This window comes from Staphylococcus sp. GDX7P312P, assembly GCF_008385775.1.
Taxonomy (GTDB): domain Bacteria; phylum Bacillota; class Bacilli; order Staphylococcales; family Staphylococcaceae; genus Staphylococcus; species Staphylococcus haemolyticus.
The window spans coordinates 55,535-80,876 of the sequence record NZ_VUKI01000001.1; the positions used below are offsets into that span (position 1 = coordinate 55,535).

Annotated in this window: 28 protein-coding genes, 2 tRNA genes and 1 riboswitch; of the genes, 27 read left to right on the top strand and 3 right to left on the bottom strand. The window is 31.9% G+C overall.

Annotated features, from left to right (window positions below; all coding sequences use genetic code 11):
* Positions 1 to 161 precede the first annotated feature (161 nt).
* The 6 genes from F1592_RS00320 (at position 162) to yidC (ending at position 5,049) form a co-directional block, all read left to right on the top strand.
* A complete protein-coding gene (locus F1592_RS00320) occupies positions 162 to 869 on the top strand; it encodes a transglycosylase family protein (protein WP_053017599.1) in 708 nt (235 codons plus the stop codon).
* Between the two features lie 110 nt (positions 870 to 979).
* Positions 980 to 1,082, top strand: a riboswitch (TPP riboswitch).
* A 75-nt stretch (positions 1,083 to 1,157) separates the two neighbouring features.
* Positions 1,158 to 1,847: a thiaminase II gene (tenA, locus tag F1592_RS00325; protein WP_053017597.1), complete on the top strand. Its 690-nt coding sequence runs from the start codon at positions 1,158 to 1,160 to the stop codon at positions 1,845 to 1,847.
* Entirely contained in the window at positions 1,840 to 2,661 is an 822-nt protein-coding gene (gene thiD / locus F1592_RS00330; protein WP_037538797.1) for a bifunctional hydroxymethylpyrimidine kinase/phosphomethylpyrimidine kinase, read from the top strand. The genes tenA and thiD overlap by 8 nt, the downstream gene beginning before the upstream one ends.
* Complete coding sequence (gene thiM / locus F1592_RS00335; RefSeq protein WP_037538795.1) at positions 2,654 to 3,445, top strand: hydroxyethylthiazole kinase; 792 nt, start codon at positions 2,654 to 2,656, stop codon at positions 3,443 to 3,445. Before thiD ends, thiM begins: the two co-directional genes overlap by 8 nt.
* Before the next feature lies 1 nt (position 3,446).
* Positions 3,447 to 4,085, top strand: a complete 639-nt coding sequence (gene thiE, locus F1592_RS00340) for a thiamine phosphate synthase (RefSeq protein WP_053017593.1) — start codon at positions 3,447 to 3,449, stop codon at positions 4,083 to 4,085.
* Between the two features lie 88 nt (positions 4,086 to 4,173).
* A complete protein-coding gene (yidC, locus tag F1592_RS00345) occupies positions 4,174 to 5,049 on the top strand; it encodes a membrane protein insertase YidC (RefSeq protein WP_037538790.1) in 876 nt (291 codons plus the stop codon).
* A 64-nt stretch (positions 5,050 to 5,113) separates the two neighbouring features.
* Here the strand turns inward: yidC and F1592_RS00350 are convergent, their stop codons facing one another.
* Positions 5,114 to 5,755, bottom strand: coding sequence for an HD domain-containing protein (locus F1592_RS00350; RefSeq protein WP_053017591.1), 642 nt, complete (start codon positions 5,753 to 5,755; stop codon positions 5,114 to 5,116).
* 99 nt (positions 5,756 to 5,854) lie between these two features.
* Entirely contained in the window at positions 5,855 to 7,339 is a 1,485-nt protein-coding gene (gene cls, locus F1592_RS00355) for a cardiolipin synthase (protein WP_016931421.1), read from the bottom strand.
* A 158-nt stretch (positions 7,340 to 7,497) separates the two neighbouring features.
* Between cls and csoR the strand changes: the two genes are divergently transcribed.
* The 3 genes from csoR to F1592_RS00370 all read left to right on the top strand — a co-directional run bounded on the left by csoR (position 7,498) and on the right by F1592_RS00370 (position 8,284).
* Positions 7,498 to 7,821, top strand: a complete 324-nt coding sequence (csoR, locus tag F1592_RS00360) for a copper-sensing transcriptional repressor CsoR (RefSeq protein WP_052071619.1) — start codon at positions 7,498 to 7,500, stop codon at positions 7,819 to 7,821.
* Between the two features lie 11 nt (positions 7,822 to 7,832).
* Entirely contained in the window at positions 7,833 to 8,039 is a 207-nt protein-coding gene (gene csoZ / locus F1592_RS00365; RefSeq protein WP_037538782.1) for a putative copper chaperone CsoZ, read from the top strand.
* Positions 8,040 to 8,146: 107 nt separating this feature from the next.
* Positions 8,147 to 8,284 (top strand): Lmo0850 family protein, encoded by a 138-nt coding sequence (locus tag F1592_RS00370; RefSeq protein WP_107609872.1) that lies wholly within the window; start codon positions 8,147 to 8,149, stop codon positions 8,282 to 8,284.
* A 48-nt stretch (positions 8,285 to 8,332) separates the two neighbouring features.
* Here the strand turns inward: F1592_RS00370 and F1592_RS00375 are convergent, their stop codons facing one another.
* On the bottom strand, positions 8,333 to 9,523 hold the full coding sequence (locus F1592_RS00375) for an FtsW/RodA/SpoVE family cell cycle protein (protein ID WP_037538779.1): 1,191 nt from the start codon (positions 9,521 to 9,523) through the stop codon (positions 8,333 to 8,335).
* Positions 9,524 to 9,940: 417 nt separating this feature from the next.
* Here F1592_RS00375 and F1592_RS00380 point away from each other — a divergent pair, with 417 nt between their 5' ends.
* The 18 genes from F1592_RS00380 (at position 9,941) to F1592_RS00465 (ending at position 25,316) form a co-directional block, all read left to right on the top strand.
* Positions 9,941 to 11,011 carry a D-alanine--D-alanine ligase gene (locus F1592_RS00380; protein ID WP_011275263.1) on the top strand — a complete coding sequence of 357 codons (1,071 nt, stop codon included), beginning with the start codon at positions 9,941 to 9,943 and terminating at the stop codon, positions 11,009 to 11,011.
* A 15-nt stretch (positions 11,012 to 11,026) separates the two neighbouring features.
* Positions 11,027 to 12,382, top strand: coding sequence for a UDP-N-acetylmuramoyl-tripeptide--D-alanyl-D-alanine ligase (locus tag F1592_RS00385; protein WP_149809498.1), 1,356 nt, complete (start codon positions 11,027 to 11,029; stop codon positions 12,380 to 12,382).
* A gap of 270 nt (positions 12,383 to 12,652) precedes the next feature.
* On the top strand, positions 12,653 to 14,164 hold the full coding sequence (cshA, locus tag F1592_RS00390) for a degradosome RNA helicase CshA (protein ID WP_149809497.1): 1,512 nt from the start codon (positions 12,653 to 12,655) through the stop codon (positions 14,162 to 14,164).
* Positions 14,165 to 14,329: 165 nt separating this feature from the next.
* Entirely contained in the window at positions 14,330 to 14,809 is a 480-nt protein-coding gene (locus F1592_RS00395; RefSeq protein ID WP_037538769.1) for a PH domain-containing protein, read from the top strand.
* Positions 14,802 to 16,325, top strand: coding sequence for a PH domain-containing protein (locus F1592_RS00400; RefSeq protein ID WP_107609874.1), 1,524 nt, complete (start codon positions 14,802 to 14,804; stop codon positions 16,323 to 16,325). The genes F1592_RS00395 and F1592_RS00400 overlap by 8 nt, the downstream gene beginning before the upstream one ends.
* Positions 16,318 to 16,845: a PH domain-containing protein gene (locus F1592_RS00405; RefSeq protein WP_053017584.1), complete on the top strand. Its 528-nt coding sequence runs from the start codon at positions 16,318 to 16,320 to the stop codon at positions 16,843 to 16,845. Before F1592_RS00400 ends, F1592_RS00405 begins: the two co-directional genes overlap by 8 nt.
* Positions 16,846 to 16,854: 9 nt before the next feature.
* On the top strand, positions 16,855 to 17,214 hold the full coding sequence (gene acpS, locus F1592_RS00410; protein WP_011275269.1) for a holo-ACP synthase: 360 nt from the start codon (positions 16,855 to 16,857) through the stop codon (positions 17,212 to 17,214).
* A gap of 95 nt (positions 17,215 to 17,309) precedes the next feature.
* Positions 17,310 to 18,458, top strand: a complete 1,149-nt coding sequence (gene alr, locus F1592_RS00415) for an alanine racemase (RefSeq protein WP_053017582.1) — start codon at positions 17,310 to 17,312, stop codon at positions 18,456 to 18,458.
* An 85-nt stretch (positions 18,459 to 18,543) separates the two neighbouring features.
* Complete coding sequence (gene mazE, locus F1592_RS00420) at positions 18,544 to 18,714, top strand: type II toxin-antitoxin system antitoxin MazE (RefSeq protein ID WP_037538759.1); 171 nt, start codon at positions 18,544 to 18,546, stop codon at positions 18,712 to 18,714.
* Entirely contained in the window at positions 18,711 to 19,076 is a 366-nt protein-coding gene (locus tag F1592_RS00425) for a type II toxin-antitoxin system PemK/MazF family toxin (protein ID WP_011275272.1), read from the top strand. The genes mazE and F1592_RS00425 overlap by 4 nt, the downstream gene beginning before the upstream one ends.
* A gap of 307 nt (positions 19,077 to 19,383) precedes the next feature.
* Positions 19,384 to 20,385: a SpoIIE family protein phosphatase gene (locus F1592_RS00430; protein WP_011275273.1), complete on the top strand. Its 1,002-nt coding sequence runs from the start codon at positions 19,384 to 19,386 to the stop codon at positions 20,383 to 20,385.
* A gap of 98 nt (positions 20,386 to 20,483) precedes the next feature.
* On the top strand, positions 20,484 to 20,810 hold the full coding sequence (locus F1592_RS00435) for an anti-sigma factor antagonist (protein WP_011275274.1): 327 nt from the start codon (positions 20,484 to 20,486) through the stop codon (positions 20,808 to 20,810).
* A 28-nt stretch (positions 20,811 to 20,838) separates the two neighbouring features.
* The gene (rsbW, locus tag F1592_RS00440) at positions 20,839 to 21,291 is read left to right on the top strand and encodes an anti-sigma B factor RsbW (RefSeq protein WP_046309853.1); all 453 of its coding nucleotides are present in this window, start codon (positions 20,839 to 20,841) and stop codon (positions 21,289 to 21,291) included.
* Entirely contained in the window at positions 21,266 to 22,036 is a 771-nt protein-coding gene (gene sigB / locus F1592_RS00445) for an RNA polymerase sigma factor SigB (RefSeq protein ID WP_011275276.1), read from the top strand. Before rsbW ends, sigB begins: the two co-directional genes overlap by 26 nt.
* Before the next feature lie 249 nt (positions 22,037 to 22,285).
* Entirely contained in the window at positions 22,286 to 24,433 is a 2,148-nt protein-coding gene (locus F1592_RS00450) for a Tex family protein (RefSeq protein ID WP_037538754.1), read from the top strand.
* Positions 24,426 to 24,881, top strand: coding sequence for a SprT family protein (locus tag F1592_RS00455; protein WP_037538751.1), 456 nt, complete (start codon positions 24,426 to 24,428; stop codon positions 24,879 to 24,881). Before F1592_RS00450 ends, F1592_RS00455 begins: the two co-directional genes overlap by 8 nt.
* A gap of 254 nt (positions 24,882 to 25,135) precedes the next feature.
* Positions 25,136 to 25,221 (top strand) — tRNA-Leu (locus F1592_RS00460).
* 21 nt (positions 25,222 to 25,242) lie between these two features.
* Positions 25,243 to 25,316, top strand: a tRNA-Gly gene (locus F1592_RS00465).
* The last annotated feature ends 26 nt before the right edge of the window (positions 25,317 to 25,342 follow it).

Here is a 25,342-nt window from a genome sequence, read left to right on the forward strand (position 1 = left end):
AGTTTGCAATTGAAATAATTATGGTTTTACTAATGTAATTTCTATGTAAAAAAGTCCTGTCTTTTTTTATTTCACTGTAACCTACTATGATTTTATGGATGTTAAAGTGTTACTTGTAAAATTAATTAAGACACAAGCATTCTTAGGAGGATATATATATTATGAAAAAGACAATTATTGCTTCATCATTAGCAGTAGGTTTAGGAGTAGTTGCTGGCAACGCTGGACACGCAGATGCGAGCGAAGCTCAAGTAAATAAAGCAGAATTAGCTCAATTAGCTCAATCAAATGATCAATCATTAAATGATAGCCCTATCCAAGAGGGTGCTTACAATGTAACTTTTGATTATGAAGGTTTCACTTACCATTTTGAATCAGATGGTACTAATTGGAGCTGGAACTATGCACAATCAGGTCAAGCTTCTCAACAACAAGATGTAAGTGCACAAGCTTCAACTGTTTCTAATCAAACTTCAGCTGAACAAGTTGGTTCACAACAACAATCTAGTCAAGCTCAACCAACTCAAACTCAACAAGCACCTCAAACTGAACAAACACAACAGCCACAAACTGAAGCTACAACTTCTAACTCAAGTTCTTCAAATAGCAATGCTTCAAGTGGTTCTTCTGTAAATGTTAACAGTCATTTACAACAAATTGCACAACGTGAATCTGGTGGCGACATTACTGCTATCAACCCAAGTTCAGGTGCAGCAGGTAAATATCAATTCTTACAATCTACTTGGGATTCAGTAGCTCCTGATGAATATAAAGGTGTTTCACCAGCACAAGCTCCTGAAGACGTACAAGATGCTGCAGCAGTTAAATTATATAACACTGCAGGCGCTTCACAATGGGTAACTGCATAATATAGTAATTTAATCATTTTAAAGTAAGAGTGGAACAGTGAATTTTGTTCCACTCTTTTTTGTTTTGTTTGATAAAACGCAGTCATTTTGATATTGTTAAATTAATAAATTAATGCTACTAGGGGAGCCATAGTAAATGGCTGAGATGATTAATTCAGACCCTTATAACCTGATTTGGTTAGTACCAACGTAGGAAAGTAGTTATGTAAATGTTACGTTCTCTTTATTGAATGATAGCTACATTTCTACGTTGAAATGTAGCATTTTTTAATTTTAAGGAGGATTAATATGACATTTTCAACTGAGATTAAAGAGGCTGCGCAACCTACTATTGAAGAAATTTATAATGATGGTTTTATACAAGACCTATTAAAAGGGGATTTAGATGCTCAAGCAGTACGTCAATATTTAAGAGCAGATGCATCATATTTGAAAGAATTTACAAATTTATATGCACTTCTTATCCCAAAAGCGCCATCAATGAAGGATGTTAAATTTTTAGTTGAACAAATTGAATTTATGCTTGATGGTGAGGTTGAGGCACATGAAATCCTAGCAGATTATATCAACGAACCTTATGAAGAAATTGTTAAAGAAAAAGTATGGCCACCTAGTGGAGATCATTATATTAAACATATGTATTATCACGCATATGCACATGAAAATGCTGCGTATACTATAGCTGCAATGGCACCTTGTCCTTATGTATATGAAGTAGTAGCTAAAATGGCATTAGATGATCAAAATCTAAATAGAGATTCAGTAACAGCGAAATGGTTTGATTTCTATAGCACAGAAATGCGACCATTAATCGAAGTATTTGACAATTTATTAGATGAATTAACAGCAAATTGTACAGAACAAGAGAAAAAAGATATTAAAGAAAGTTTCTTACAAAGTACAATACATGAACGTAATTTCTTTAATATGGCTTATATTAATGAACAGTGGAACTTCGGAGGCGACAAAAATGCATAAACCCAAAATTGCTTTAACAATTGCAGGAACTGATCCATCAGGTGGCGCTGGTGTGATGGCCGATTTAAAATCATTTCATGCCTGTGGCGTCTACGGTATGGCAGCGATTACAAGTATTGTTGCGCAAAACACTAAAGGCGTTCAACACATCCATAATCTTGAGACAAGTTGGGTACAAGAACAATTAGACAGTGTCTTTAATGATGAATTACCACATGCTATTAAGACAGGCATGATTGCAACTCATGAAACAATGGAGTTAATCCAACATTATTTGAAACAACATTCAGATATTCCATACGTTATTGATCCAGTTATGCTTGCTAAAAGTGGTGATTCACTTATGGATGATGATACTAAGAAACATTTACAGAATACATTACTACCTTTAGCAGATGTCGTCACGCCTAATATTCCTGAAGCAGAGGAAATTACTGGTATCAAAATAGACACTGAAGAAAATATACGAAAAGCTGGTAACATATTTATTAACGAGATAGGTAGTAAAGGCGTCGTAATAAAAGGTGGGCATTCTGCTGATTTAAACAATGCCAAAGATTTCTTGTTTACTAAGGATGATGTATATACTTTTGAAGATCAACGCTTTGATACAAAACATACTCACGGCACCGGATGTACATTTTCAGCGGTAATTACTGCAGAACTTGCAAAAGGTAAATCAATCTATGAAGCGGTAAAAAAAGCTAAGAAATTTATTTCATTAAGTATTCAATATACGCCAGAGATTGGTCAAGGTAGAGGGCCGGTGAACCATTTTGCTTATATGAAGAAAGTAGGTTTAGATGATGAATAACTTAGAACGTTTGAGACAAGAGAACCCTCTAGTTGTATGTTATACAAATGATGTCGTGAAAAATTTTACAGCCAATGGTTTACTCAGTATCGGCGCGAGCCCAGCAATGAGTGAAGCACCTGAAGAAGCGAAGGAATTTTATAAAGTCGCTGGTGCATTACTTATTAATATTGGCACGATGACTAAAGCAAATGAACAAGACATATTGGAAATTGGTAAAATTGCGAATCAACAAGGAACACCGATTGTATTTGATCCAGTGGCAGTTGGTGCATCTTCATATCGTAAAGCATTTTGCCAAAAATTCTTATCAGAAGTGAAAGTATCAGTAATTAAAGGAAATGCCTCAGAAATTTTAACGTTAGTAGATGCGACTACAACGATGAAAGGTACAGATGGTGAAACTGACTTAGATGTTGTTGAAATAGCTAAGAGAGCCCATGAGGAATTGAATACAGCCATCGTGTTAACAGGTAAAGATGATGTTGTTGTCCAAGGTGGCAAAGTTGTCAAGTTATCTAATGGGTCACCTTTATTAGCTAAAATTACTGGTGCTGGATGTTTACTCGGTGGTATTGTAGCGAGTTTCTTATTTAGAGAAGAAAATCCAACACTACAAGTGTTAGAAGAAGCAGTGAGCATTTATAATATTGCTGCTGAAATTGCTGAAAAGGATCAACAAGTGAATGGACCAGGTACATTTTTACCCAAACTGTTAGATCAAATGTATAACATTGACTTTAATACCTACCAACAACAAGTCAAAAGACAAGAGGTTGAATAATATGTTTAATTCATCATTACTAAATGTTTATTTTATTTGCGGTACGCAAGATGTTCCAGAAGGAAAAGATATTAGAGAAATACTCAAGCAAGCTTTAGAAGCTGGAATTACCCTTTTTCAATTCCGTGAAAAGGGGCCAACATCATTAGATGGTGTTGCGAAAGAAGATTTAGCAATTGATTTATTAAAAATATGTCATGACTATCAAGTACCATTTATTGTAAATGACGACGTTGATTTAGCTGGAAAAATAAATGCAGACGGTATTCATGTAGGGCAAGATGATGAAAATGTGAAGTCTTTTGCTGAACGATTTAAAGATAAAATCATTGGGCTTAGCATTGGAAATGAGAAAGAATATTATCATTCGGATTTAGAACATGTTGATTATATTGGAGTTGGACCTATGTTTGCAACAATCTCTAAAGATGATGCTAACGCACCAGTAGGTCCATCAATGATTTCTACATTAAAGAACATCAATCCTTCTTTACCAATGGTAGCAATTGGAGGCATAACAGAAGACAATATTGAACCTATTGCTCAAAATGGTGCAGATGGTATTTCAGTTATTTCAGCGATTGCACGTAGTCATAATATTGACAAGACTGTTACTAAAATGAAAAGTTATTTCAAATAAATAATAAAATTTTTCTTTTTTTGTTTTCTAGTACACGGTTACTATGATAAAATAATCCCTATGTGAATATATCAATAGAGGTGTAAAAATGAAGAAGAAAGCGTTACTACCTTTGTTATTAGGGGTAATGGTCTTTTTAGCCGGATGTGACTATTCTAAATCTAGTAATAGAGATGGATTTTTCTATAATACATTCGTAGAACCAATGTCTAAAGTATTACATTGGTTAGGCCATTCAGTATTTAACGATGACTACGGTATTGCAATTATCGTATTAGTTTTAGTAATACGTATTATCTTGTTACCATTCATGCTATCAAACTATAAAAATAGTCATTTGATGCGTGAAAAAATGAAAGTTGCCAAACCAGAAGTTGATGGCGTGCAAGAGAAAGTTAAACGTGCACGTACTCAAGAAGAGAAAATGGCAGCAAACCAAGAAATGATGGAAGTATATAAGAAATACGATATTAATCCAATGAAGAGTGCATTAGGATGTTTACCTGTATTAATTCAAATGCCAGTTGTCATGGGATTATACTTTGTATTACGTTACCGTATTGGTGGCGGTATTGCAGAACATCCTCACTTCTTATGGTTTAATTTAATACATCCTGATATTTGGATTACTATCATTGCCGGTGTGCTTTACTTTATCCAAGCTTGGGTATCAAGTAAGCAAATGCCTCAAGAACAACGTCAAATGACATATATGATGATGATTGTGTCACCAATCATGATTATTTGGATTTCATTAAGTTCGGCTTCAGCTTTAGGTTTATATTGGTCAGTCAGTGCGGCATTCTTGATTGTTCAAACATACTTCGCCAATATGTACTATGAAAAAGTTGCTCAAAGAGAAGTTGCACCAATGATTGAAAAATTTGAGGAAAATAATAGTAACTCAAATAAAAAAGGTAAAAACACTCAAGTCGTTTCTAAGAATAATAAAAAGAAAAAATAAATTAGTTTAATTGAAACTAGTAAGTAAAAAGGTCGATATCCTTACGTAGGGTATCGACCTTTTTTTATATATGCCATTCTTTATAAAATTGATTTAAAAACTGTTCCATAAACGCATGTCTTTCTCTAGCTAATTTTCGACCAGTTTCAGTATGCATTAAATCTTTTAATTTTAATAATTTATCATAAAAGTGACGTATAGCGGAAGGTTCTAAATTAGTAATCGTTTCAATATTAGGTATGTCACTATGTGGTGATTCTGTCCACATTGGCTCATTAAAATGGCCTGAAAATTGAAATGCTCTAGCAATACCAATAGCACCAATCGCATCTAGTCGATCTGCATCCCTAACAATTTGTCCTTCAATTGGAAGGTCTACATGATTATTTTGTCCATTTCTATAACTTAAATGTTGAATGATGTAAATAATCTTTTGTTGTTGATCAGAAGATACGCGAATGTTCTTTAAAAATATTTTTAAACGATCTAAAGCATTGGCTTTATTTGTTAACTTATCATCAATGACATCATGAAGTAATGCAGATAATGTGATAATTAAATATTCTCCTTGTTGCTCGCATTTAGAGATTGTTTGAGCTAGTGACGTTACACGTTCTACATGTGCAATATCATGACCAGAATAATCATTTTTATGAAAATCTTTCATATAACGATGCGCTAATTCTATTTGTCGTGTTACATCCATTTTAATCTCCTTATTGTTCAGATGAGTTCGGGACTAAAGTATTATTTTAAGTCTATAATATTTTCAATGTGATTTTTTAAGCTACTATATCTAAATTATCTATAGAATAGGTGAAAGTAATTGAGATATACCTTCTTTAAATTTAATCCACAGGCTTCGTTTATTATATAGGTCTTCAGTGAGTCGGTAAGATACTTTCATATCTTGAATAAATGCTTCTTTTAGTTGAGCTGCAATTGCTTCATCATAGATAAATGCGTTTACTTCAAAGTTTAATGTAAAACTACGATTATCCATGTTGGCAGTACCTACTGAAGCAATTTCATCATCAATAATTAATGTTTTGGAGTGTAAGAAACCATTATCATAATGATAGATTTTCACACCAGCTGATAATAGAGAAGCTGCGTTTTTTAAGGTAGCCCAATAAACAAAAGGATGATCAGGTTTATTAGGAATCATGATATTGACCTCTACACCACCTAAAGCTGCTATTTTAATTGCATCAATGAAGGCTTGATCAGGAATAAAATAGGGTGATTGAATATAAATAGATTGTTTAGCTGAAGAAATCATTTTCAAATAACCATATTTGATTTGCTCCCAATCTTCATCAGGACCACTTGAGGCAATTTGTACACCTATTGTTCCACCAGAGTCTACATCAGGAAAATAGCGATCTTCATATTCGATTGAATCACGGTTTGATTGTGAATTCCAATCTAATATAAATCTCAGTTCAAGTGCGTTTACAGAATCTCCTTCTAATCGTAAATGAGTGTCTCGCCAATATCCAAATTTTTTATCTTTACCTAAATATTCGTCGCCTACATTAAAACCACCAACATAACCAATTTTACCGTCAATAATAACTATTTTTCTATGGTTTCGGTTATTCATACGGAGGTTTATAAGTGGGAGTTTAGAAGGGAAGAAAGATTCAACATGTCCACCTTTTTGACGAAAGTGTTTTAAATCTTTTTTTCTTAGAGTTCTTGATCCCATATCATCGTATAACATTTTAACTTCTAAGCCCTCATCAAGTTTATCCTCAAGTGCTGAGAGAATTCGATGACCTAATTCATCACTTTTGAAAATATAGTATTGAATATGTATATAATCTTTTGCATTTTTAATATCACTTAATAATGCATCAAATTTTGCATGGCCATCAGTATAAATCTTGATTTGATTATCAGTAGTAAGGAATGCAGCATTGTTAAAAAGTAACATGCGTACCATTTCTTTAAACTTAACAATTTGATGATTACCTTTTGAGAAATCGTCGCTTTCTAATGCTTCAATTTGTTCATCGACAATCATAGCAAGGCCTTTACGGTCTTCCTTTTTCAATTTAAAAATACGATTGCGTTGAATTTGGCGTCCTAATAGTAAATATAAAATAAACCCTATAATTGGTAAAAATACTAAAACAAGTAGCCAAGCCCATATTGAACCAGCACTACGGCGCTCCATAAAGATAATAACAAACGCAAAAATTAAGTTTAATATAAAGGCAGCAATTAAAATGATATTAATAATCAATGAGGAATGCGTGAAAGACATTGAGTATATTTCTACCATAGTACGCCTCCTGTTTATTTTTTTTAATTCTTGCAAGAATAAGATAAGTCTAGTACTTTCTTAAACTTAATTGTATCATGGCATTAGCTAAATAGCATGACCCTTTTTCATGAAAATAAGTTACAGTGTTTGACGAATATGAAGGTAAATTATACGATATGATAGTACTATTAGAAAGGGTGACGACCTTGAATAATCATGAAAATGCACATCATTCCGAGCAAATTAAAATGAATTTAAAATCAAGACTCAATCGTATTGAAGGGCAAGTTAGAGCGATTAATCGCATGATTGAAGAAGATGTATACTGTGATGACGTGCTAACTCAAATTAGAGCTACAAGATCAGCTTTAAATAGTGTGGCCACTAAGTTGCTAGATCATCATATGAAAAGCTGTATCATGGATAAAGTGAATAACGGCGCTCAAGAAGAAGCGATGGAAGAATTGTTAGTGACTTTTCAAAAATTAATGAAAGATTAGGGGTTAATTAAATGAACTTTAGTGAAATTAGAATTAGTGAATTAAATACTGAAGAGCAAGCTAATTCACTCCAACTTAGACTTGAGAAGATGATAGGTGTAGATGAAGTAATTGTAGAACTAAATGACCAATTAGTTAAAATTTCTTATGAAACACCTACGAATTTAAATAGTATTGAAAAAGAAATTTATGATGATGGTTATAAGGTATTAGGTTGATAAATTAAAATAATTTTATTAAATATCAATTTTATGCTGAATTAATGTAGTAAAACATCGATAATTGGGGTAGTATAACTTTGAAGTCATAAAACGAGGTGAAAGCCATGAGTAATTCGGATAAATTGCAAAATGTTGTTAAATTATTATCGTCATTAGGTGTGAATATTAAAAAAACTAAATCTCGTTTAGACATTATTAATTCATTGCCAGCTACAACACCTGTGCGCCAAGAACTTAAATAGTCTGCTAGCAATTGATAAAGGGAGAAGCGTAATCACTTATAAAAGTGATTACGCTTCTTTATTAGGCATTGTTTGTCTTTGATGGAAATGTATAGATAAGACGACACCTATACCAACCATTAAACTCCATAGTGAACTACCGCCGTAACTAATAAAAGGTAGTGGTATACCGGTAATAGGTAGTAATTGGATTGTCATACCTATATTTTGTAATATATGGAAAACAAGTAGTGATACATAGCCTATGATAAATATTTTGCTGAATGGAGATTCAACTTTCGTAGCAAGTCGAATTAAATGAAAAATCAATGCTAAAAAGATGAGTAGTAAAACTACAGCACCTATAAATCCCATTTCTTCTCCAACTACTGAGAATATAAAATCTGTATGATTTTCAGGAATGTAAACCTCGCCATGATTAAATCCTTTACCGAATAATTGACCAGACCCAATCGCTTTTAAAGATTCTGTTAAGTGATAACCGTCTCCAGCACTATATGAATATGGATCCAACCAAGAATTAATTCGTCCCATTTGATACATTTTCACACCTAGAAGGCTCTCAATTAACGTTGGTTTATAAATGATAGCTAATATAATAGTTCCTCCAAAAACAAAAGCGGCTATAAATAATGGTGCTAAAATTCTCCATGTAATACCGCTAACTAACATTATTCCGATAATAATAGCGCAAATCACAAGCGTTGTACCTAAGTCATTTTGTAATAAGATTAAAGCCATTGGAACTATTGAAATTCCTATGATTTTAAAGAACAAGACTAAATCAGTTTGAAAAGATTTATTAAAAGTAAAACGATTATGGTTAGAAACGCTCTTTGCTAATGCTAGAATTAAGATGACCTTCATAAATTCTGAGGGTTGAATACTTACTGGTCCAAATGAATACCAACTTTTAGCACCATTAATGATTGGTGTAATAGATGTTTCAGGTAATATGAGTAAACCGATAAGTAGTACACAAAAGATAAAATAAAGAATATATGTATTATTTCTAATCTTTTTAGGTGAAATAAGCATAATAACTAATGCGATAATAGCACCTAATATGTAATATATGATTTGGCGAATACTAAAGTTTGCACTATATTGTCCTCCACCCATAGCTGAACTAATCGTAGTAACACTTATAATGGCAAGTATGGTTAATAATGCTACAAGTATCCAGTCTATCTTACGTAGCCAATGTTTTGAAGGCTGTTGACGGGATGAATATTTCATGAGAAAACTCCTTAAATTCTTATAATCGAACGATTAATATTATATACAAATTTTACATGACTTTATATTAATTTGCTAGAAAATAACAGGCTGAATATAGAAAACTAAAAATTCTATCTAAAATTGTGTTTGAATTATGATTGGTAAATTAATCTGATATAAACCAAAAAAATTATTTAAACATAACTAGATTTAAGTTGATAAATGCAAAATCACTTTAGACTGTGATAATATTGTTTTTTAGAAAGCATAGTTTAAACTAAATAAAATTTATAAAATATTGATAGTTAACTAAAAAGAAAAAGTAAAAATGAATTGAAAGAGATATAGACATTTGTAAGAAGTTTAAATAACGTAATAGTTTAATACTTCTCATAAATGATTGAGTTATGATCTTTCTTAATGGAGGAACTACTTATGGTAAAAGAAAACATTTGTATCGTATATGGTGGTAAAAGTGCTGAACATGATGTTTCTAAATTGACTGCGCAAAATGTTCTTAATGCAATTGATAAAGAAAGATATTTAGTGGATATCATTTATATTACGAATGATGGTTTATGGAAGAAAAAAGAAAATATCACTGAGGAAATTAAAGAAATTGAATCCCTAAATATGACAGATATAGAAGCGGGCGAAATCACTATTTTGCTTAAAGAAAGTAGCAATGGTAAACCTTATGATGCAATATTCCCATTACTTCATGGCCCTAATGGTGAAGATGGCACAATTCAAGGGTTATTTGAAGTTCTTGATTTACCATATGTTGGAAACGGTGTACTAGCTGCATCAAGTTCAATGGATAAACTTGTCATGAAACAATTATTTGAACATAGAGGATTGCCTCAATTACCTTACATTAGTTTCTTAAGAAGTGAATATGAAAAATATGAGGGTAATATTATTAAACTCGTTAAAGATAAACTTACATATCCAGTATTTGTAAAACCTGCCAATCTTGGCTCAAGTGTTGGTATTAGTAAATGTAATAATGAGGATGAACTAAAATCAGGTATTGAGGAAGCTTTCCAATTTGACCGTAAACTCGTTATTGAGCAAGGTATTAATGCTCGCGAAGTTGAAGTAGCTGTATTGGGCAATGACTATCCTGAAACAACATGGCCAGGAGAAGTTATCAAAGATGTTGCATTCTATGATTACAAATCAAAATATAAAGACGGTAAAATCAGTTTACAAATTCCTGCAGAATTAGATGAAGAAGTGCAAATGACATTAAGAAACATGGCATTGGAAGCATTTAAAGCTACAGATTGTTCGGGATTAGTACGTGCGGATTTCTTTGTTACTGAAGACAATCAAATTTTTATTAATGAAACAAATGCAATGCCTGGATTTACAGCATTTAGTATGTATCCAAGTTTATGGGAGAATATGGGCTTATCTTATTCTGACCTAATCACAAAATTAATTGACCTAGCTAAAGAACGTCACGAGGATAAAAAGAAAAACAAATACACAATTGACTAAGAGAGGGATTCATAAATGATAGAAGTTTCTTTACAGCAAATTCAGGAATGGATACCTTGTGATATTGATTCACAATATTTACAACAAACCATCAAAGGTGTGACGATCGATTCACGTGCAATCAAAACTAATATGTTATTTATACCATTTAAAGGTGAGAACGTAGATGGTCATCGCTTTGTTTCACAGGCGTTAAAAGATGGCGCTGGGGCTTCTTTCTATGAAAAGGGCCATGACATTGATGATAACGTGGAGGGACCTATTATATGGGTAGACGATACATTAATTGCGTTACAACAATTAGCTAAAGCATATCTTAAACATGTGAACCCTAAAGTAATAGGTGTTACTGGTTCAAACGGTAAAACAACTACAAAAGATATGATTGAAAGTGTATTACACACTGAATTTAAAGTAAAAAAAACGCAAGGTAATTATAATAATGAAATAGGCTTACCGTTAACTATTTTAGAGCTTGATTTAGATACAGAGATATCAATATTAGAAATGGGTATGTCTGGATTCCATGAAATAGAATTACTTTCTAATATAGCTGAACCAGATATTGCTATTATTACAAATATTGGTGAGTCACATATGCAAGATTTAGGTTCTCGTGAAGGTATTGCTAAAGCTAAATCTGAAATAACAATTGGACTTAAAAAAGAAGGAACATTCATCTATGATGGTGATGAACCATTGCTTGAACCACATGTTGAAAAAATCAAACACGCTAAATGTTTAAGTGTAGGTTTGAAACAAGATAATGCTTTAGTATGCGAAGTAGAACATAGTGAAAATGTTGGCATTGCTTTCTCTATTAACGGTAATGAACATTATAAATTACCTATTCTCGGAATCCATAATATGAAAAATGCAGCTATCGCAATTGCTATTGGTCATGAACTAGGACTTAAATATGAGACTATTCAACATAACATTAATCATGTTCAACTCACTGGTATGCGAATGGAACGCCATATTACTGATGATGATATTACTATCATAAATGATGCTTATAATGCCAGTCCTACAAGTATGAAAGCCGCAATTGATACTTTGAGTCAAATGGAAGGTAGAAAAATTATTGTACTTGCTGACTCACTTGAATTAGGTGAAAATAGTCGTTCAATGCACGAAGAGGTAGGCGCATATTTAGAAGGTAAAAACATCCATACTTTATTAACATATGGCAAAGATGCAAAGTATATTAGTGATATTGGAGGTCAATTTGTTGACCACGTTGAATATTTTATTGATAAACAACAATTAACTCAATATTTAAAAAATAACTTAGTTGCTAACGACAAAGTTCTTGTAAAAGGTTCAAGAGGAAATAAACTTGAAGAAGTTGTAAATAAATTGATTTAATTATTTTCAAAATTACTATCAAGCTAAGCAAGTCACTAATTAGGAATCTAAATCCTTTAGTGGCTTGTTTTTTTACTTTAAAAATTTAAATGACAAGTGAAAAATGTAAACGCTATTATATGAAAATAGATTTGAAAACGAGTTCATCTATAAAATTGCTTTATTGCGATATGTAATTTTAGGTGGTACTATATAGAAGTTGACGTAATAAGAGGACCTTATATACACAAACGTATATTGATAAATAAGAAAGTTAAAAGGAGAATTATATTGCAAAATTTTAAAGAACTAGGGATTTCGGATAAAACAGTTGAGACCCTTGAAGCAATGGGCTTTAAGGAACCCACACCTATCCAAAAAGATAGTATCCCTTATACATTAGAAGGAAAAGACATCCTTGGACAAGCTCAAACTGGTACAGGTAAAACGGGAGCGTTCGGGATTCCTTTAATAGAAAAAGTTGTAGGTCAATCAGGTGTGCAAGCTTTAATATTAGCACCTACAAGAGAATTGGCTATGCAAGTAGCTGAACAATTAAGAGAATTTAGCCGTGGTCAAAACGTACAAGTTGTAACGGTATTTGGTGGTATGCCAATCGATCGACAAATTAAAGCTTTAAAAAGAGGACCACAAATCGTTGTAGGTACACCAGGACGTGTCATTGACCACTTAAATAGACGTACATTAAAAACAAATGGTATTCATACATTGATTTTGGATGAAGCGGATGAAATGATGAACATGGGATTCATCGATGATATGAGATTCATTATGGATAAAATTCCAGCTGAGCAAAGACAAACAATGTTATTCTCAGCAACAATGCCTAAAGCAATCCAAACTTTAGTACAACAATTCATGAAATCTCCTCAAATCGTTAAGACAATGAACAACGAAATGTCAGACCCTCAAATTGATGAATATTATACAATTGTGAAAGAGCTTGAAAAGTTCGATACATTTACTAATTTCTTAGATGTACACCAACCTGAATTAGCCATTGTCTTCGGTAGAACAAAACGTCGTGTGGATGAATTAACAAGTGCTTTATTATCTAAAGGATATAAAGCAGAAGGCTTACATGGTGATATCACACAAGCTAAACGTTTAGAAGTATTGAAGAAATTTAAAAATGATCAAATCGATATATTAGTTGCTACAGACGTTGCGGCACGTGGTTTAGATATTTCAGGTGTAAGTCATGTATATAACTTTGACATTCCTCAAGATACTGAAAGCTATACACATAGAATCGGACGTACAGGAAGAGCTGGTAAAGAAGGCATCGCTGTTACATTTGTAAATCCAATTGAAATGGATTACATCCGTCAAATTGAAGATGCAAATGGAAGACGCATGAACGCTTTAAGACCACCTCACCGCAAAGAAGTATTAAAAGCGCGTGAAGATGATATTAAAGATAAAGTGAAAAATTGGATGTCACGAGAAAGTGAAGCACGTTTGAAACGTATCTCAAGCGAGTTATTAGAAGAATATGATAGTACTGAATTAGTTGCATCATTACTACAAGAATTAGTAGAAGCAAATGATGAAGTGGAAGTACAATTAACATTTGAAAAACCATTAGCACGTAAAAATCGCCAAGGTAAAGGTAATGGATCACGTCGTGGTGGAAAACGTAATAACAAGTTCGATAATAAAAACAAACGTTCAATAGGTAACTTTAATAAGAAAAAAGGTAAAAAACCTGACCGTCGTGAAAGACAAGACAAAGGTAGATCTACGATGAAAGGTCGAACATTCGCAGATTTACAAAAATAAAATAATTCAATATTGAATTTTATAATCAAACCATCTCATGCTTTTGAGGTGGTTTTAAATTTGATTAAATAGTAGAAGTAATTTAACAATTTCGCATATTCAGCAAGGTCAGTAAGCCTCACACTAAATATGATATAATAAAATAAAATTGCAAAGGAGTATATTATGAAGGTAGAAAGTTCATTTCATAAGAGTCCTAAGAATGCACTGAAATACCACTGGCTTAATAGTGGTATCTTATTTTTAATAGAACTGATTATCATTGCTGCACTATTCTCAATGTGGCGATATTTTAATTGGTACCACTTTATTGTCTACATACTTATCTTCTTAGTCTTCATTTCGGTTATTCGTTTACTATTACAGCCCATTATTAATTATAAATATCGTTTTTATAGGGTTAATGATAGAAATGTCGAAGTTAAAAAGACTTTTATTTTTAAAAAACACCAAATAACTAAAATTGAACGGCTACAATTTTTAGAAATTAAAAGTAATCCTATTTTAAAGCTACTAAATTTAAATATTTTAATTTTTGTAACAGCGGGACATGAACTAAAATTACCAATTGTCTCAGAAGAAGAAATGAATCAATTATCAGAAGATATTTTTATAGCATTGCGAGGTGCTGATTCAGATGTTTAATCCTCAAAAATTGCATCCAATTTCATACATAACAGGGATAATAGACGTAATTAAACAAAATATTTTTACATTTATCATATTAGTTGGTTTTAATATATGGAATTTTGATTTTACAGAAATTCGTCATTATATTGGCCCATCAATCTTTTTATTTATCTTTATTTTGACGTTTATACATCGATTTTTAGAAATAAAAGTTACAAGATATTGGATTGAAAACGATCAATTTATTGTTACATCTGGTTGGTTAAATAAAAAAAGAAAAGAACTAAATCTAAGTAGAATTCAGTCATTAGATACAACACAAGGTTTGATTAACCAAATCGTGGGTGGTGTTAGTTTACAAATTAAAACGCCAAGTGATGGTATTGAATTGGCAACAATAACGAAGAAACAGAGTGAGTTCATTGAACAAACCATACGTATGAGACAAAAAGAATTAAATAATGATACTCAAGAATATTCAATCAATGATGAAGCGGATGAAAATGAACTAAAAACTGAGCAATACAATGCGTCGACAAGTGTAACAGAAAGTAATTCAGAACATGTGTTCAATATGTCCTTAACTTCACTAATTCTAATGGCTATGACGAGTGGGGCAATAGGTGTGGCCTTTGCTGCCGTTTCGCCAATAGTAGGTGCATTTCAAGATATTATCCCTTGGGATAAATGGACGTCTAATCTATGGCATTGGGTAAATTCTGTACTTATTATTGTGTTGTTTGTTGTTGTATCGATTTTAATCATTAGTTATGTTTTAGGAACTATAATTACAATTATTCGTTATTATAACTACAAAGTTGTACAACAGGGGAATCATCTTAAAATTAGTTATGGTCTTTTTAATGTGAAAAATCTAACAGTTCCTACTGATCGACTACAAGCAGTGTTAGAGAAACAATCTTTCTTAAGAAAAATATTTGGATATACCTCTATACACTTTATTATCACGAGTGATATGGATATAGAGTCTAAAGATGATGCAAGTGACAATGGTAAAATTATGATATTACCATTTATAAGACAAAAAGAAGCGTATGAAATTATTGGAAAGCTTGTACCAGAAATGAAGTTTAATAAGGTCGAAAACATTATGCCGTGGAATGGATTTCATCGTCACTTTTTTATACCAAGTATTATCGTTTTAATTTTAGCTAGTATTGGAACTTATTTTTGGAATGCATGGAGCTTTTTTATCGCTTTGATGATAATTATAGTGATGATGTCTCATGCATATATCTACGTTAAAAATTCTGGCTTAGTGATAGAGAATGATGAAATTACTTTGAAACGTGTGAGCACTTTTGGTTTTCAAACATATTACTTCAAAACGGATAAAATTATAGGTATGGAAACGAGCCAACATCCTTTTCTCGAAAGAAGTCATTTAGCAAATTTATATTTCCTTATTGCTAAGGGATCAATATTTGAGTTTATGGAATTAAAGTTCATAAAAGAAGATACATCGCAACGCTACGTTGATGCGTATTTAAGAGGTGAGTACGATGTCTAATTATAATTACATGAATAAAAACGGCCTTAAAGTGATGAGGATTGCTTCAATGATTACTAGCATTATTTTTACAATTATAGTGATAATAGCAAGCATTTTATGTGATTTATACATTGAGGAAATGAGTCGCGCATTACTTGTAAGTCTTGCGATAGCACTAATCATTTTATGTTGTGTTGTTTTTATAGTTATAACACCATTTTTAAAATATAAAAACTTTCGATATAGTTATTCAAATGATGAAATTTATATAAGAAGAGGCATTATTTTTATCAATACTAAAATTATTCCATTTTATAGAATTCAGAATATCGATATTGAAGAAGGTTTTTTAATGAGAAAATATGAGTTAGCATCATTGCGTTTGTCGACTGCAGGTGGTGTTTCTCAAATAGACTTGATTGCAAAGACAGATGCAATAAATCTTAAACAAATGATACAAAAAAAGAAAAGTATTCAGCAAAATGATATTAGTGAAATGAACACGAAAATAGATCATTCAAATATACCTAGTGAGTGAGGGATTAGCATGATACATGGAATAGGTATTGATTTAATAGAAATTGATAGAATTAAAAAAGCTTTTGAGAAACAAAAAGACAAGTTAGTAAAGCGAATTTTAACACAAGAAGAGGAACAACAATTTCATTCATTTAAAAGTGAAAAGAGAAAACTTGAATTTTTATCTGGTCGTTTCGCAACCAAAGAAGCTTTCAGTAAAGCATTAGGTACAGGCTTAGGAAAAACAGTGGCATTCAAAGACATTAATTGTTACAACGATATAAAAGGTAAACCATGTATAGATTACAATGGTTTTATCGTACATGTTTCAATAACTCATACAGAACATTATGCGATGAGTCAGGTTTTGTTAGAAAAGAGAGATTAACAGTATTATAATAAAAATAATTTCTACCTCGTATTTTGAACGAGTTAAATCAATAATAAAAAAGATTTTTTTACTAATTAAGAGGAGGATTACGTATGTCAGATAAATTCTATAGATCAACTTATTTAAACGTAGATTTATCAGCGATTTTAAATAACTATAATACTGTTAGAACGTTGCATAGCGATAAAACAGTTATACCAGTAGTAAAAGCTAATAGTTATGGGCTAGGTAGCGTTAAAATCGCACAACATTTAATGAAAAACGGTGCTGACTTTTTTGCTGTAGCAACTCTTGATGAAGCTATTGAACTACGTATGCATGGAATCAATGCTCAAATACTTATCCTAGGCGTCATACCTCTTGAAGATATAAATAAAGCTATTCAACACAGAGTTGCTTTGACTGTACCATCATTACAATGGCTACAACATGCAATAGAATTAATTAGTGATGATAATGAAAAGAATTTATGGCTACATGTGAAACTCGACACAGGTATGGGCAGACTTGGAATTAAATCACTAGAAGAATATAAAGAAGTCATTGACTTAATTCAAAGTCATCCTCATTTAGTATTCGAAGGTGTATATACGCACTTTGCTAATGCTGATGAACCTGGCGACTCAATGGATCATCAATATGAACAATTTGAAACCTTAGTAACTCAAGCTGAGAAACCTAAATTCATACATTCTCAAAATTCAGCTGGTTCTTTATTGAGAAACTTTGAATTATGTAACGCAGTTAGACTTGGTATTTCACTTTATGGTTATTATCCGTCAGCTTATGTAAAAGAAAAAGTTGAAACTGAATTACAACCAAGTGCGCAATTATTAACACAAGTTGTCCAAACTAAATATTTAAAAGTTGGCGAATCAGTAAGTTATGGTAGTACATATACAGCAACTGAAGATATAAAGATCGCAATTTTGCCAATTGGATATGCAGATGGTTACTTACGCTCAATGCAAGGGGCATTTGTTAATGTCAAAGGCCATCAATGTGAAGTCATAGGTCGAGTATGTATGGATCAAATGATAATTAAAGTGCCAGATGATGTAAAAGAGGGAGACACTGTGACACTTCTAGATAATGCTTATGATTCACCTCAATCAGCTGAAACTTTAGCTCAAAAACAAGACACGATTAGCTATGAAGTTTTATGTAATTTAGGTAGACGTTTACCTAGAATCTATCAAGTTGATGACGAGATGCATGTAACTAATGAATTATTAAAATAGTATAGTCACTTGAAATAAAATTTGTTATTATAAAATTAATTAAAGTTTATAATGTCTTATTTGGTATCAACTGGAGGTTCATATTATGCTTACTTTCAATCAAAATAGAAGTCACAGTCTTGAACAATCTCTAAAAGAAGGCTATGCACAAATGGCCGAATTAAATCTCTCCCTAGCGACAGAAGCTTTTCCTCTAGAATGCGAAGCTTGTGATTGCAACGAAACGTACATTATTTCTAATTATAAAAGTGAATGATTAGAAGAGGCGATGTATATTTAGCTGATTTGTCACCAGTACAGGGCTCAGAACAAGGGGGAGTCAGACCTGTAGTTATCATTCAAAACGATACTGGTAACAAATATAGTCCTACCGTAATCGTTGCTGCGATTACGGGAAGGATTAATAAAGCGAAAATACCCACACATGTTGAAATCGAGAAAAAGAAATACAGACTTGATAAAGATTCAGTTATTCTACTCGAGCAAATTAGAACATTAGATAAAAAACGACTAAAAGAAAAATTAACATATCTATCTGATGAGAAAATGCAAGAAGTGGATGAAGCGCTAGACATTAGTCTAGGATTGCATGATGAAGTTAAAACGCAAAACACATAACTTAATTCATGTATAATTCAAAAGTATTTCATTTTAACTATTAAAGACAATATTTTAAATTCAGTTATTCGAATTTTCGTAATTTAATTTCTATGTACTTAATACATATTAGTCTTATTTGAAGGTAAGTACTAGATTAATTGATAGTCTTTAGTTGTTGACTTTAGGTAATACCTAAAGTCTTTTTTAAATATAAAGCATATTATTTAATATTATGGTTTTAACAATAATGAATTTTATTAATAAATATCAAATGCATATAAATAAGTTCTAAGTGATAGATATATTGAAGCAAGGAGGCAGATTTGTGGAAGAATTTAAGCAGCATTATAAGCAACTTATTGATGAAAGTTTAGTTACGCAAAATAAACAACAATTTCTAAAAAAGTGTAATGATTTTACAGATGAAGTAATTAAAAAAGATATTCTACCTGAAGATATTGTGAATATACACAAATCATATGTAACCTCCTTAAATTTAGATAAAGAACAAATTTTTGATACATTAGATGTGTTACAAGAGGTTGTAAAGGGGTTTGGATATAGTTATCGAGACTACCAAAAGTTAGTTGATAAAATGCAATTCCACGATAAAGAAATTGATTTAGCTTCTAGGCTTCAACAGACAATGTTAAAAACAGATATCCCTCAATTTGATAGTATACAGATTGGTGTGATTTCTGTTGCTGCTCAAAAAGTGAGTGGCGACTATTTTAATTTAATTGATCATAGGGATGGAACGATGAGTTTCGCTATTGCTGATGTTATAGGTAAAGGAATTCCAGCTGCATTAGCTATGAGCATGATTAAATTCGGAATGGACTCCTATGGGCATTCCCAATTACCAAGTGATGGATTGAAACGTCTTAATCGTGTTGTGGAGAAAAACGTAAATCAAAACATGTTTGTGACCATGTTTTACGGTTTATATGAAGAAATGAACCATCTACTATATTGTAGTTCTGCAGGTCATGAACCTGGATATATATATAGAGCGGAAACTGAAACATTTGAAGAAATTGAAGTTAGAGGAAGAGTCTTAGGTGTAAGTCAGCACACTCGTTATAGTCAACAAGAAATTCCCATTCATTTAGATGATTTAGTTATCATATTTACTGATGGTGTTACAGAAGCAAGATACACAGATGGCGAATTCATAGCTAAAAACACATTGTTGAACCTCATACGTAAGTATAAGCATATGCATCCACAAGATATAGTACAAATATTATATGAAGCTATATTAAAAATACAAAACCCTAACAAACGTGACGATATGACTATTATGATTATAAAACGTGTAAATTAAATATTAAATTTTTAGATTATATAAATCTAACTATGGGTATACTTACTAAAGTATACATATTATTAGTAACAAAAGACTAAACTAGGAGTGTAAGAACTATGAACCTTAACATTGAGACGGTAACACATGATGAATATTATGAAGTCATTGTGGCTGGGGAATTAGATGTTTATACAGTACCTGAATTAGAAGAAGTTTTGATGCCAATGCGTCAAGAAGGTACTCATGATATTCACGTAAATGTGACAAACGTTAGTTATATGGATTCTACAGGATTAGGTTTATTTGTAGGAACATTAAAAGCTTTGAATCAAAATGATAAAGAATTATATATTTTAGGTGTATCAGATAGAATCGGTAGATTATTTGATATTACTGGCCTTAAGGACTTAATGCATGTCAATGAAGGAACGGAGGTAGAGTAACTTGCCTATTAAAAATGATTATATCGAGATGAAATTGCCTGCCTCTGCTGAGTATGTGAGTTTAATTCGTTTAACTCTATCAGGTGTATTCTCAAGAGCAGGCGCATCTTACGACGATATAGAAGATTCTAAAATTGCAGTAAGTGAAGCCGTTACTAACGCAGTTAAGCATGCTTATAAAAATGATGAAACAAATGGTATGATTAATTTATGTTTTGAGTTATTTGATGATAAAATAAAAATAGTTATCTCAGATCAAGGTGAAAGTTTTGATTATGAAACGACTAAATCACAGCTAGGACCATACGATGAGAATGAAAATATCGATTTCTTACGTGAAGGCGGACTTGGTCTATTCTTAATTGAATCCTTGATGGATGAAGTGAAAGTCTTTAAAGAATCTGGTGTAACAATCAGCATGATTAAGTATATAAAAAAAGAGCAGGTGCCAAATAATGACGAAAGAGTCGAAATCAGTTAATGATGTATCACCTGAGCAAATTAACCAATGGATTAAAGAACATCAAGATAACGCTAATACAGAAGCTCAAGATAGATTAGTTAATCATTATCGAAAATTAATTGAATCTTTAGCTTATAAGTATTCTAAAGGACAATCACATCATGAAGATTTAGTTCAAGTTGGTATGGTTGGTTTAATAGGTGCTATTAACAGATTTGATTTGTCTTTTGATCGCAAATTTGAAGCATTCTTAGTACCGACCGTTATTGGTGAGATTAAGAGATATTTAAGGGATAAAACTTGGAGTGTTCATGTTCCTAGAAGAATAAAAGAAATAGGCCCACGTATCAAAAAAGTAAGCGATGAACTAACAAATGAGTTGGAAAGATCTCCATCAATTGCAGAAATTGCTGACCGTTTAGAAGTTTCAGAAGAAGAAGTGTTAGAAGCTATGGAAATGGGACAAAGCTATAATGCGCTTAGTGTTGATCATTCAATTGAGGCAGATAAAGATGGTTCAACAGTAACTCTATTAGATATCATGGGGCAAAAAGATGACAATTATGACTTAACTGAAAAACGTATGATTCTTGAACGTATTTTGCCTATTCTTTCAGATAGAGAAAGAGAAATTATTCAATGCACGTTCATAGAAGGATTAAGCCAGAAAGAAACTGGGGAACGTATTGGATTAAGTCAAATGCATGTATCACGCTTACAAAGAACTGCAATTAAGAAATTGCAACAAGCTGCTAAACAATAAAATATTACATTTAGAGTCTAGAACATTAATCATATAAAACTATAGTGGACAGTCGCAATTGTTGCACGTATTGATAAGAAGTTCAACTAGTAGTTTTTCAGTTCTAGTCATCTTTGTGGGGGTGGGACAATGAATTCACTATGAATTCTATCCGACTCCTTTTTTACTTTTGACTTAAAAAAAGAATGCTTAAAATTAAATATTGTATACTTAGAGAAATAAGAATTTTTGAAAAGTGTGGTTATATAAATGGATAAAATGTTAATGAATGAAATAGTGTCTAAATATCAATTTTCTGAAAAACAAGTAAAATCCGTATTAGAATTGCTAGAAGAAAATAATACTGTTCCTTTTATAGCAAGATATCGTAAAGAAGCAACGGGTGGTTTGGATGAAGTTCAAATCAAACAAATTTCTGACGAATATCAATATGTTGCAAATTTACAGAAAAGAAAAGATGAAGTTATACATAATATTGAACAACAGGGATTATTAACAAATGAACTAAAAGAAGCTATTCTTAAACAAACCAAATTGCAACGTGTCGAGGATCTTTATAGACCTTTTAAACAAAAAAAGAAAACAAGAGCAACTGAAGCTAAGCGAAAAGGACTTGAAAGTTTAGCCCAATGGATTAGTGATGGTCAACAGGGTGAACTGAGTAAAAAAGCTGAGGCGTATATTAATGATGAAGTAGCTACTGTTGACGAGGCAATTCAAGGAGCGTTAGATATCATTGCTGAACACGTTTCAGATAATCCTAAGTATCGTAGTCGTATATTGAAAGATATTTATAGGCAAGGAAATATTGTAACGGCTAAGAAGAAAAAAGCGGATGATGAAAAAGAAACATTTGCAATGTACTATGACTATGTGGAACCTATTAAGAACGTTGCTAATCATAGAGTGCTAGCTATGAATCGTGGTGAAAAAGAAAAAGTACTTTTAGTCAAGGTAGAATTTGATACTCAACAAGTAGCAAGTGCTATTGAAAAAAATGAGGTTAAAAGTAATAATCCACATGGAGATTATATTAAATTAGCAATTGAGGACAGCTTAAAAAGATTAATAATGCCTTCAATTGAAAGAGAAATACGCGCTGATTTAACTGAGAAAGCCGAACAACATGCTATTGAGGTCTTTAGTGAAAATTTAAAACACTTATTGTTGCAACCGCCTATGAAAGGCAAGCAAATATTAGGGGTTGACCCAGCATTTAGAACAGGATGTAAACTAGCAGTCATTAATCCTTATGGGACTTTTATTGATAAAAGTGTAATTTATCCGCATCCACCTAAATCTAAAGTAGAAGCATCTGAAAAAGAAATTGTCAGAATGATTAAAGAAAATAATATAGAGCTTATTGCTATTGGTAATGGTACAGCAAGTCGTGAAACTGAACAATTTGTTGCTGATGTTATCAAAAAATATAATTTAGATATTAAATTTATTATTGTCAATGAAGCGGGGGCCTCAGTGTATTCTGCTTCTGAAATTGCTAGATCTGAGTTTCCTAATTTTCAAGTTGAAGAACGAAGTGCTGTTTCAATAGGAAGACGAGTTCAAGACCCATTAAGTGAATTAGTTAAAATAGATCCTAAATCTATTGGTGTGGGTCAATATCAACATGACGTAAATCAGAAAGAACTTGAAAGTGCATTAACATTTGTTGTTGAAACAGCCGTAAACCAAGTTGGTGTAGATGTAAATACAGCATCAAAATCTCTATTACAGTATGTTTCTGGTCTATCTAGCGCAATAGCTCAAAACATTATTGATTACCGTGAAGAAAATGGAGCAATCAAGCACAATAAAGAAATAAGTAAAGTGAAACGATTAGGTGCCAAAACATTTGAACAAAGTATAGGATTTTTGCGTATTGTAGATGGCTCTGAACCACTTGATAATACGTCAATTCACCCCGAGAGTTATGATGTGACATATGAATTATTGACTGTTTTAAATTTTGATATCAATGATTTAGGAACTGACAAGTTAAAAACTGAATTATCCAACATAAACATAAATCAAATAGCTGAACAATTAAATGTTGGAGTACCAACTTTAGAGGATATTATAAAATCTCTAATGGCACCTAATCGAGATCCGCGTGATGAGTTTGAAACGCCTATCCTTAAATCTGATGTACTATCTATTGAAGATTTAAAAGAAGGTATGAAATTAAGTGGAACAGTAAGAAATGTTGTTGATTTCGGAGCATTTGTAGATATAGGTGTGAAACAAGACGGATTAGTGCACGTATCTAAATTATCAAAAAAATTCGTCAAAAATCCTATGGATGTAGTTAGTGTTGGAGATATAGTAGAAGTTTGGATTCTTGATATCGATAAAAATAAAGGAAAAGTTTCTCTAACAATGATTGATCCACATGAATAATAATGAACTTCAAAATATGGTTGAAAGCATTTCGAACCGATATTTTAATGAACCTTTTCGTCATAATGCTTTGTTTAATAATAAGCTACGTACTACAGGTGGACGTTATATTTTAGATTCACATAACATTGAAATTAATCCTAAACAATATCAGTATTATGGTAAAAATGCATTAATCGATATAATTAAACATGAGTTATGTCACTATCATCTGCATTTAGGTGGAAAAGGTTATAAACATAAAGATCCAGACTTTAAAATGTTGAGTAAGCAAGTCGGTGCTCCGAGATTTTGTAAACCTATTCAATCATATGAAGCGCGAGCTAATTACTTATATAAATGTCAATCATGTGGTTACAAATATTTAAGGATAAGGAAAGTAGATGTTCGGAAGATGAGGTGTGGAATATGCAATGGAAAGTTGTCACTAATCGAACATTTAACTTAGGTACTAAGTAACTAAAATCAAAATTCAGATCTACTTTTACAATAATTGTAGATCTGAATATTTTTGTTTATTAAATGTTGACATTAATTATAAAAACATGTATAGTATATATCATTGCTTTAATAAAAGAGTTAAACATTAATTGTTTGTAAAACGTCTTTAAAAATATGTTAAAAAGTTATTGACATTTCATTACAAAACATTTACAATAATTTATGTTCTCGATAATTAATAGTAATTATTGCGTTTTGCCAGCGGTCGTGGCGGAATGGCAGACGCGCTAGGTTGAGGGCCTAGTGGGAGAAATCCCGTGGAGGTTCAAGTCCTCTCGGCCGCACCAAATAAACTTTTAATTTAATATGCGGGTGTAGTTTAATGGCAAAACCTCAGCCTTCCAAGCTGATGTTGTGGGTTCGATTCCCATCACCCGCTCCATTATTAATGAACATTGAAAACTGAAT

What these genes read in the sequence shown, in the direction of transcription:
- F1592_RS00385 (WP_149809498.1), top strand. Translation starts at nt 11,027, where the DNA reads ATGATAGAAGTTTCTTTACAGCAAATTCAGGAATGGATACCTTGTGAT.
- tenA (WP_053017597.1), top strand. Translation starts at nt 1,158, where the DNA reads ATGACATTTTCAACTGAGATTAAAGAGGCTGCGCAACCTACTATTGAA.
- F1592_RS00380 (WP_011275263.1), top strand. Translation starts at nt 9,941, where the DNA reads ATGGTAAAAGAAAACATTTGTATCGTATATGGTGGTAAAAGTGCTGAA.
- alr (WP_053017582.1), top strand. Translation starts at nt 17,310, where the DNA reads ATGTCAGATAAATTCTATAGATCAACTTATTTAAACGTAGATTTATCA.
- thiD (WP_037538797.1), top strand. Translation starts at nt 1,840, where the DNA reads ATGCATAAACCCAAAATTGCTTTAACAATTGCAGGAACTGATCCATCA.
- F1592_RS00395 (WP_037538769.1), top strand. Translation starts at nt 14,330, where the DNA reads ATGAAGGTAGAAAGTTCATTTCATAAGAGTCCTAAGAATGCACTGAAA.
- F1592_RS00455 (WP_037538751.1), top strand. Translation starts at nt 24,426, where the DNA reads ATGAATAATAATGAACTTCAAAATATGGTTGAAAGCATTTCGAACCGA.
- csoZ (WP_037538782.1), top strand. Translation starts at nt 7,833, where the DNA reads ATGAACTTTAGTGAAATTAGAATTAGTGAATTAAATACTGAAGAGCAA.
- sigB (WP_011275276.1), top strand. Translation starts at nt 21,266, where the DNA reads ATGACGAAAGAGTCGAAATCAGTTAATGATGTATCACCTGAGCAAATT.
- mazE (WP_037538759.1), top strand. Translation starts at nt 18,544, where the DNA reads ATGCTTACTTTCAATCAAAATAGAAGTCACAGTCTTGAACAATCTCTA.
- acpS (WP_011275269.1), top strand. Translation starts at nt 16,855, where the DNA reads ATGATACATGGAATAGGTATTGATTTAATAGAAATTGATAGAATTAAA.
- F1592_RS00400 (WP_107609874.1), top strand. Translation starts at nt 14,802, where the DNA reads ATGTTTAATCCTCAAAAATTGCATCCAATTTCATACATAACAGGGATA.
- F1592_RS00320 (WP_053017599.1), top strand. Translation starts at nt 162, where the DNA reads ATGAAAAAGACAATTATTGCTTCATCATTAGCAGTAGGTTTAGGAGTA.
- F1592_RS00350 (WP_053017591.1), bottom strand. Translation starts at nt 5,755, where the DNA reads ATGGATGTAACACGACAAATAGAATTAGCGCATCGTTATATGAAAGAT.
- F1592_RS00405 (WP_053017584.1), top strand. Translation starts at nt 16,318, where the DNA reads ATGTCTAATTATAATTACATGAATAAAAACGGCCTTAAAGTGATGAGG.
- thiE (WP_053017593.1), top strand. Translation starts at nt 3,447, where the DNA reads ATGTTTAATTCATCATTACTAAATGTTTATTTTATTTGCGGTACGCAA.
- yidC (WP_037538790.1), top strand. Translation starts at nt 4,174, where the DNA reads ATGAAGAAGAAAGCGTTACTACCTTTGTTATTAGGGGTAATGGTCTTT.
- F1592_RS00450 (WP_037538754.1), top strand. Translation starts at nt 22,286, where the DNA reads ATGGATAAAATGTTAATGAATGAAATAGTGTCTAAATATCAATTTTCT.
- cls (WP_016931421.1), bottom strand. Translation starts at nt 7,339, where the DNA reads ATGGTAGAAATATACTCAATGTCTTTCACGCATTCCTCATTGATTATT.
- F1592_RS00425 (WP_011275272.1), top strand. Translation starts at nt 18,711, where the DNA reads ATGATTAGAAGAGGCGATGTATATTTAGCTGATTTGTCACCAGTACAG.
- thiM (WP_037538795.1), top strand. Translation starts at nt 2,654, where the DNA reads ATGAATAACTTAGAACGTTTGAGACAAGAGAACCCTCTAGTTGTATGT.
- rsbW (WP_046309853.1), top strand. Translation starts at nt 20,839, where the DNA reads ATGAAATTGCCTGCCTCTGCTGAGTATGTGAGTTTAATTCGTTTAACT.
- F1592_RS00435 (WP_011275274.1), top strand. Translation starts at nt 20,484, where the DNA reads ATGAACCTTAACATTGAGACGGTAACACATGATGAATATTATGAAGTC.
- csoR (WP_052071619.1), top strand. Translation starts at nt 7,498, where the DNA reads ATGATAGTACTATTAGAAAGGGTGACGACCTTGAATAATCATGAAAAT.
- F1592_RS00370 (WP_107609872.1), top strand. Translation starts at nt 8,147, where the DNA reads ATGAGTAATTCGGATAAATTGCAAAATGTTGTTAAATTATTATCGTCA.
- F1592_RS00375 (WP_037538779.1), bottom strand. Translation starts at nt 9,523, where the DNA reads ATGAAATATTCATCCCGTCAACAGCCTTCAAAACATTGGCTACGTAAG.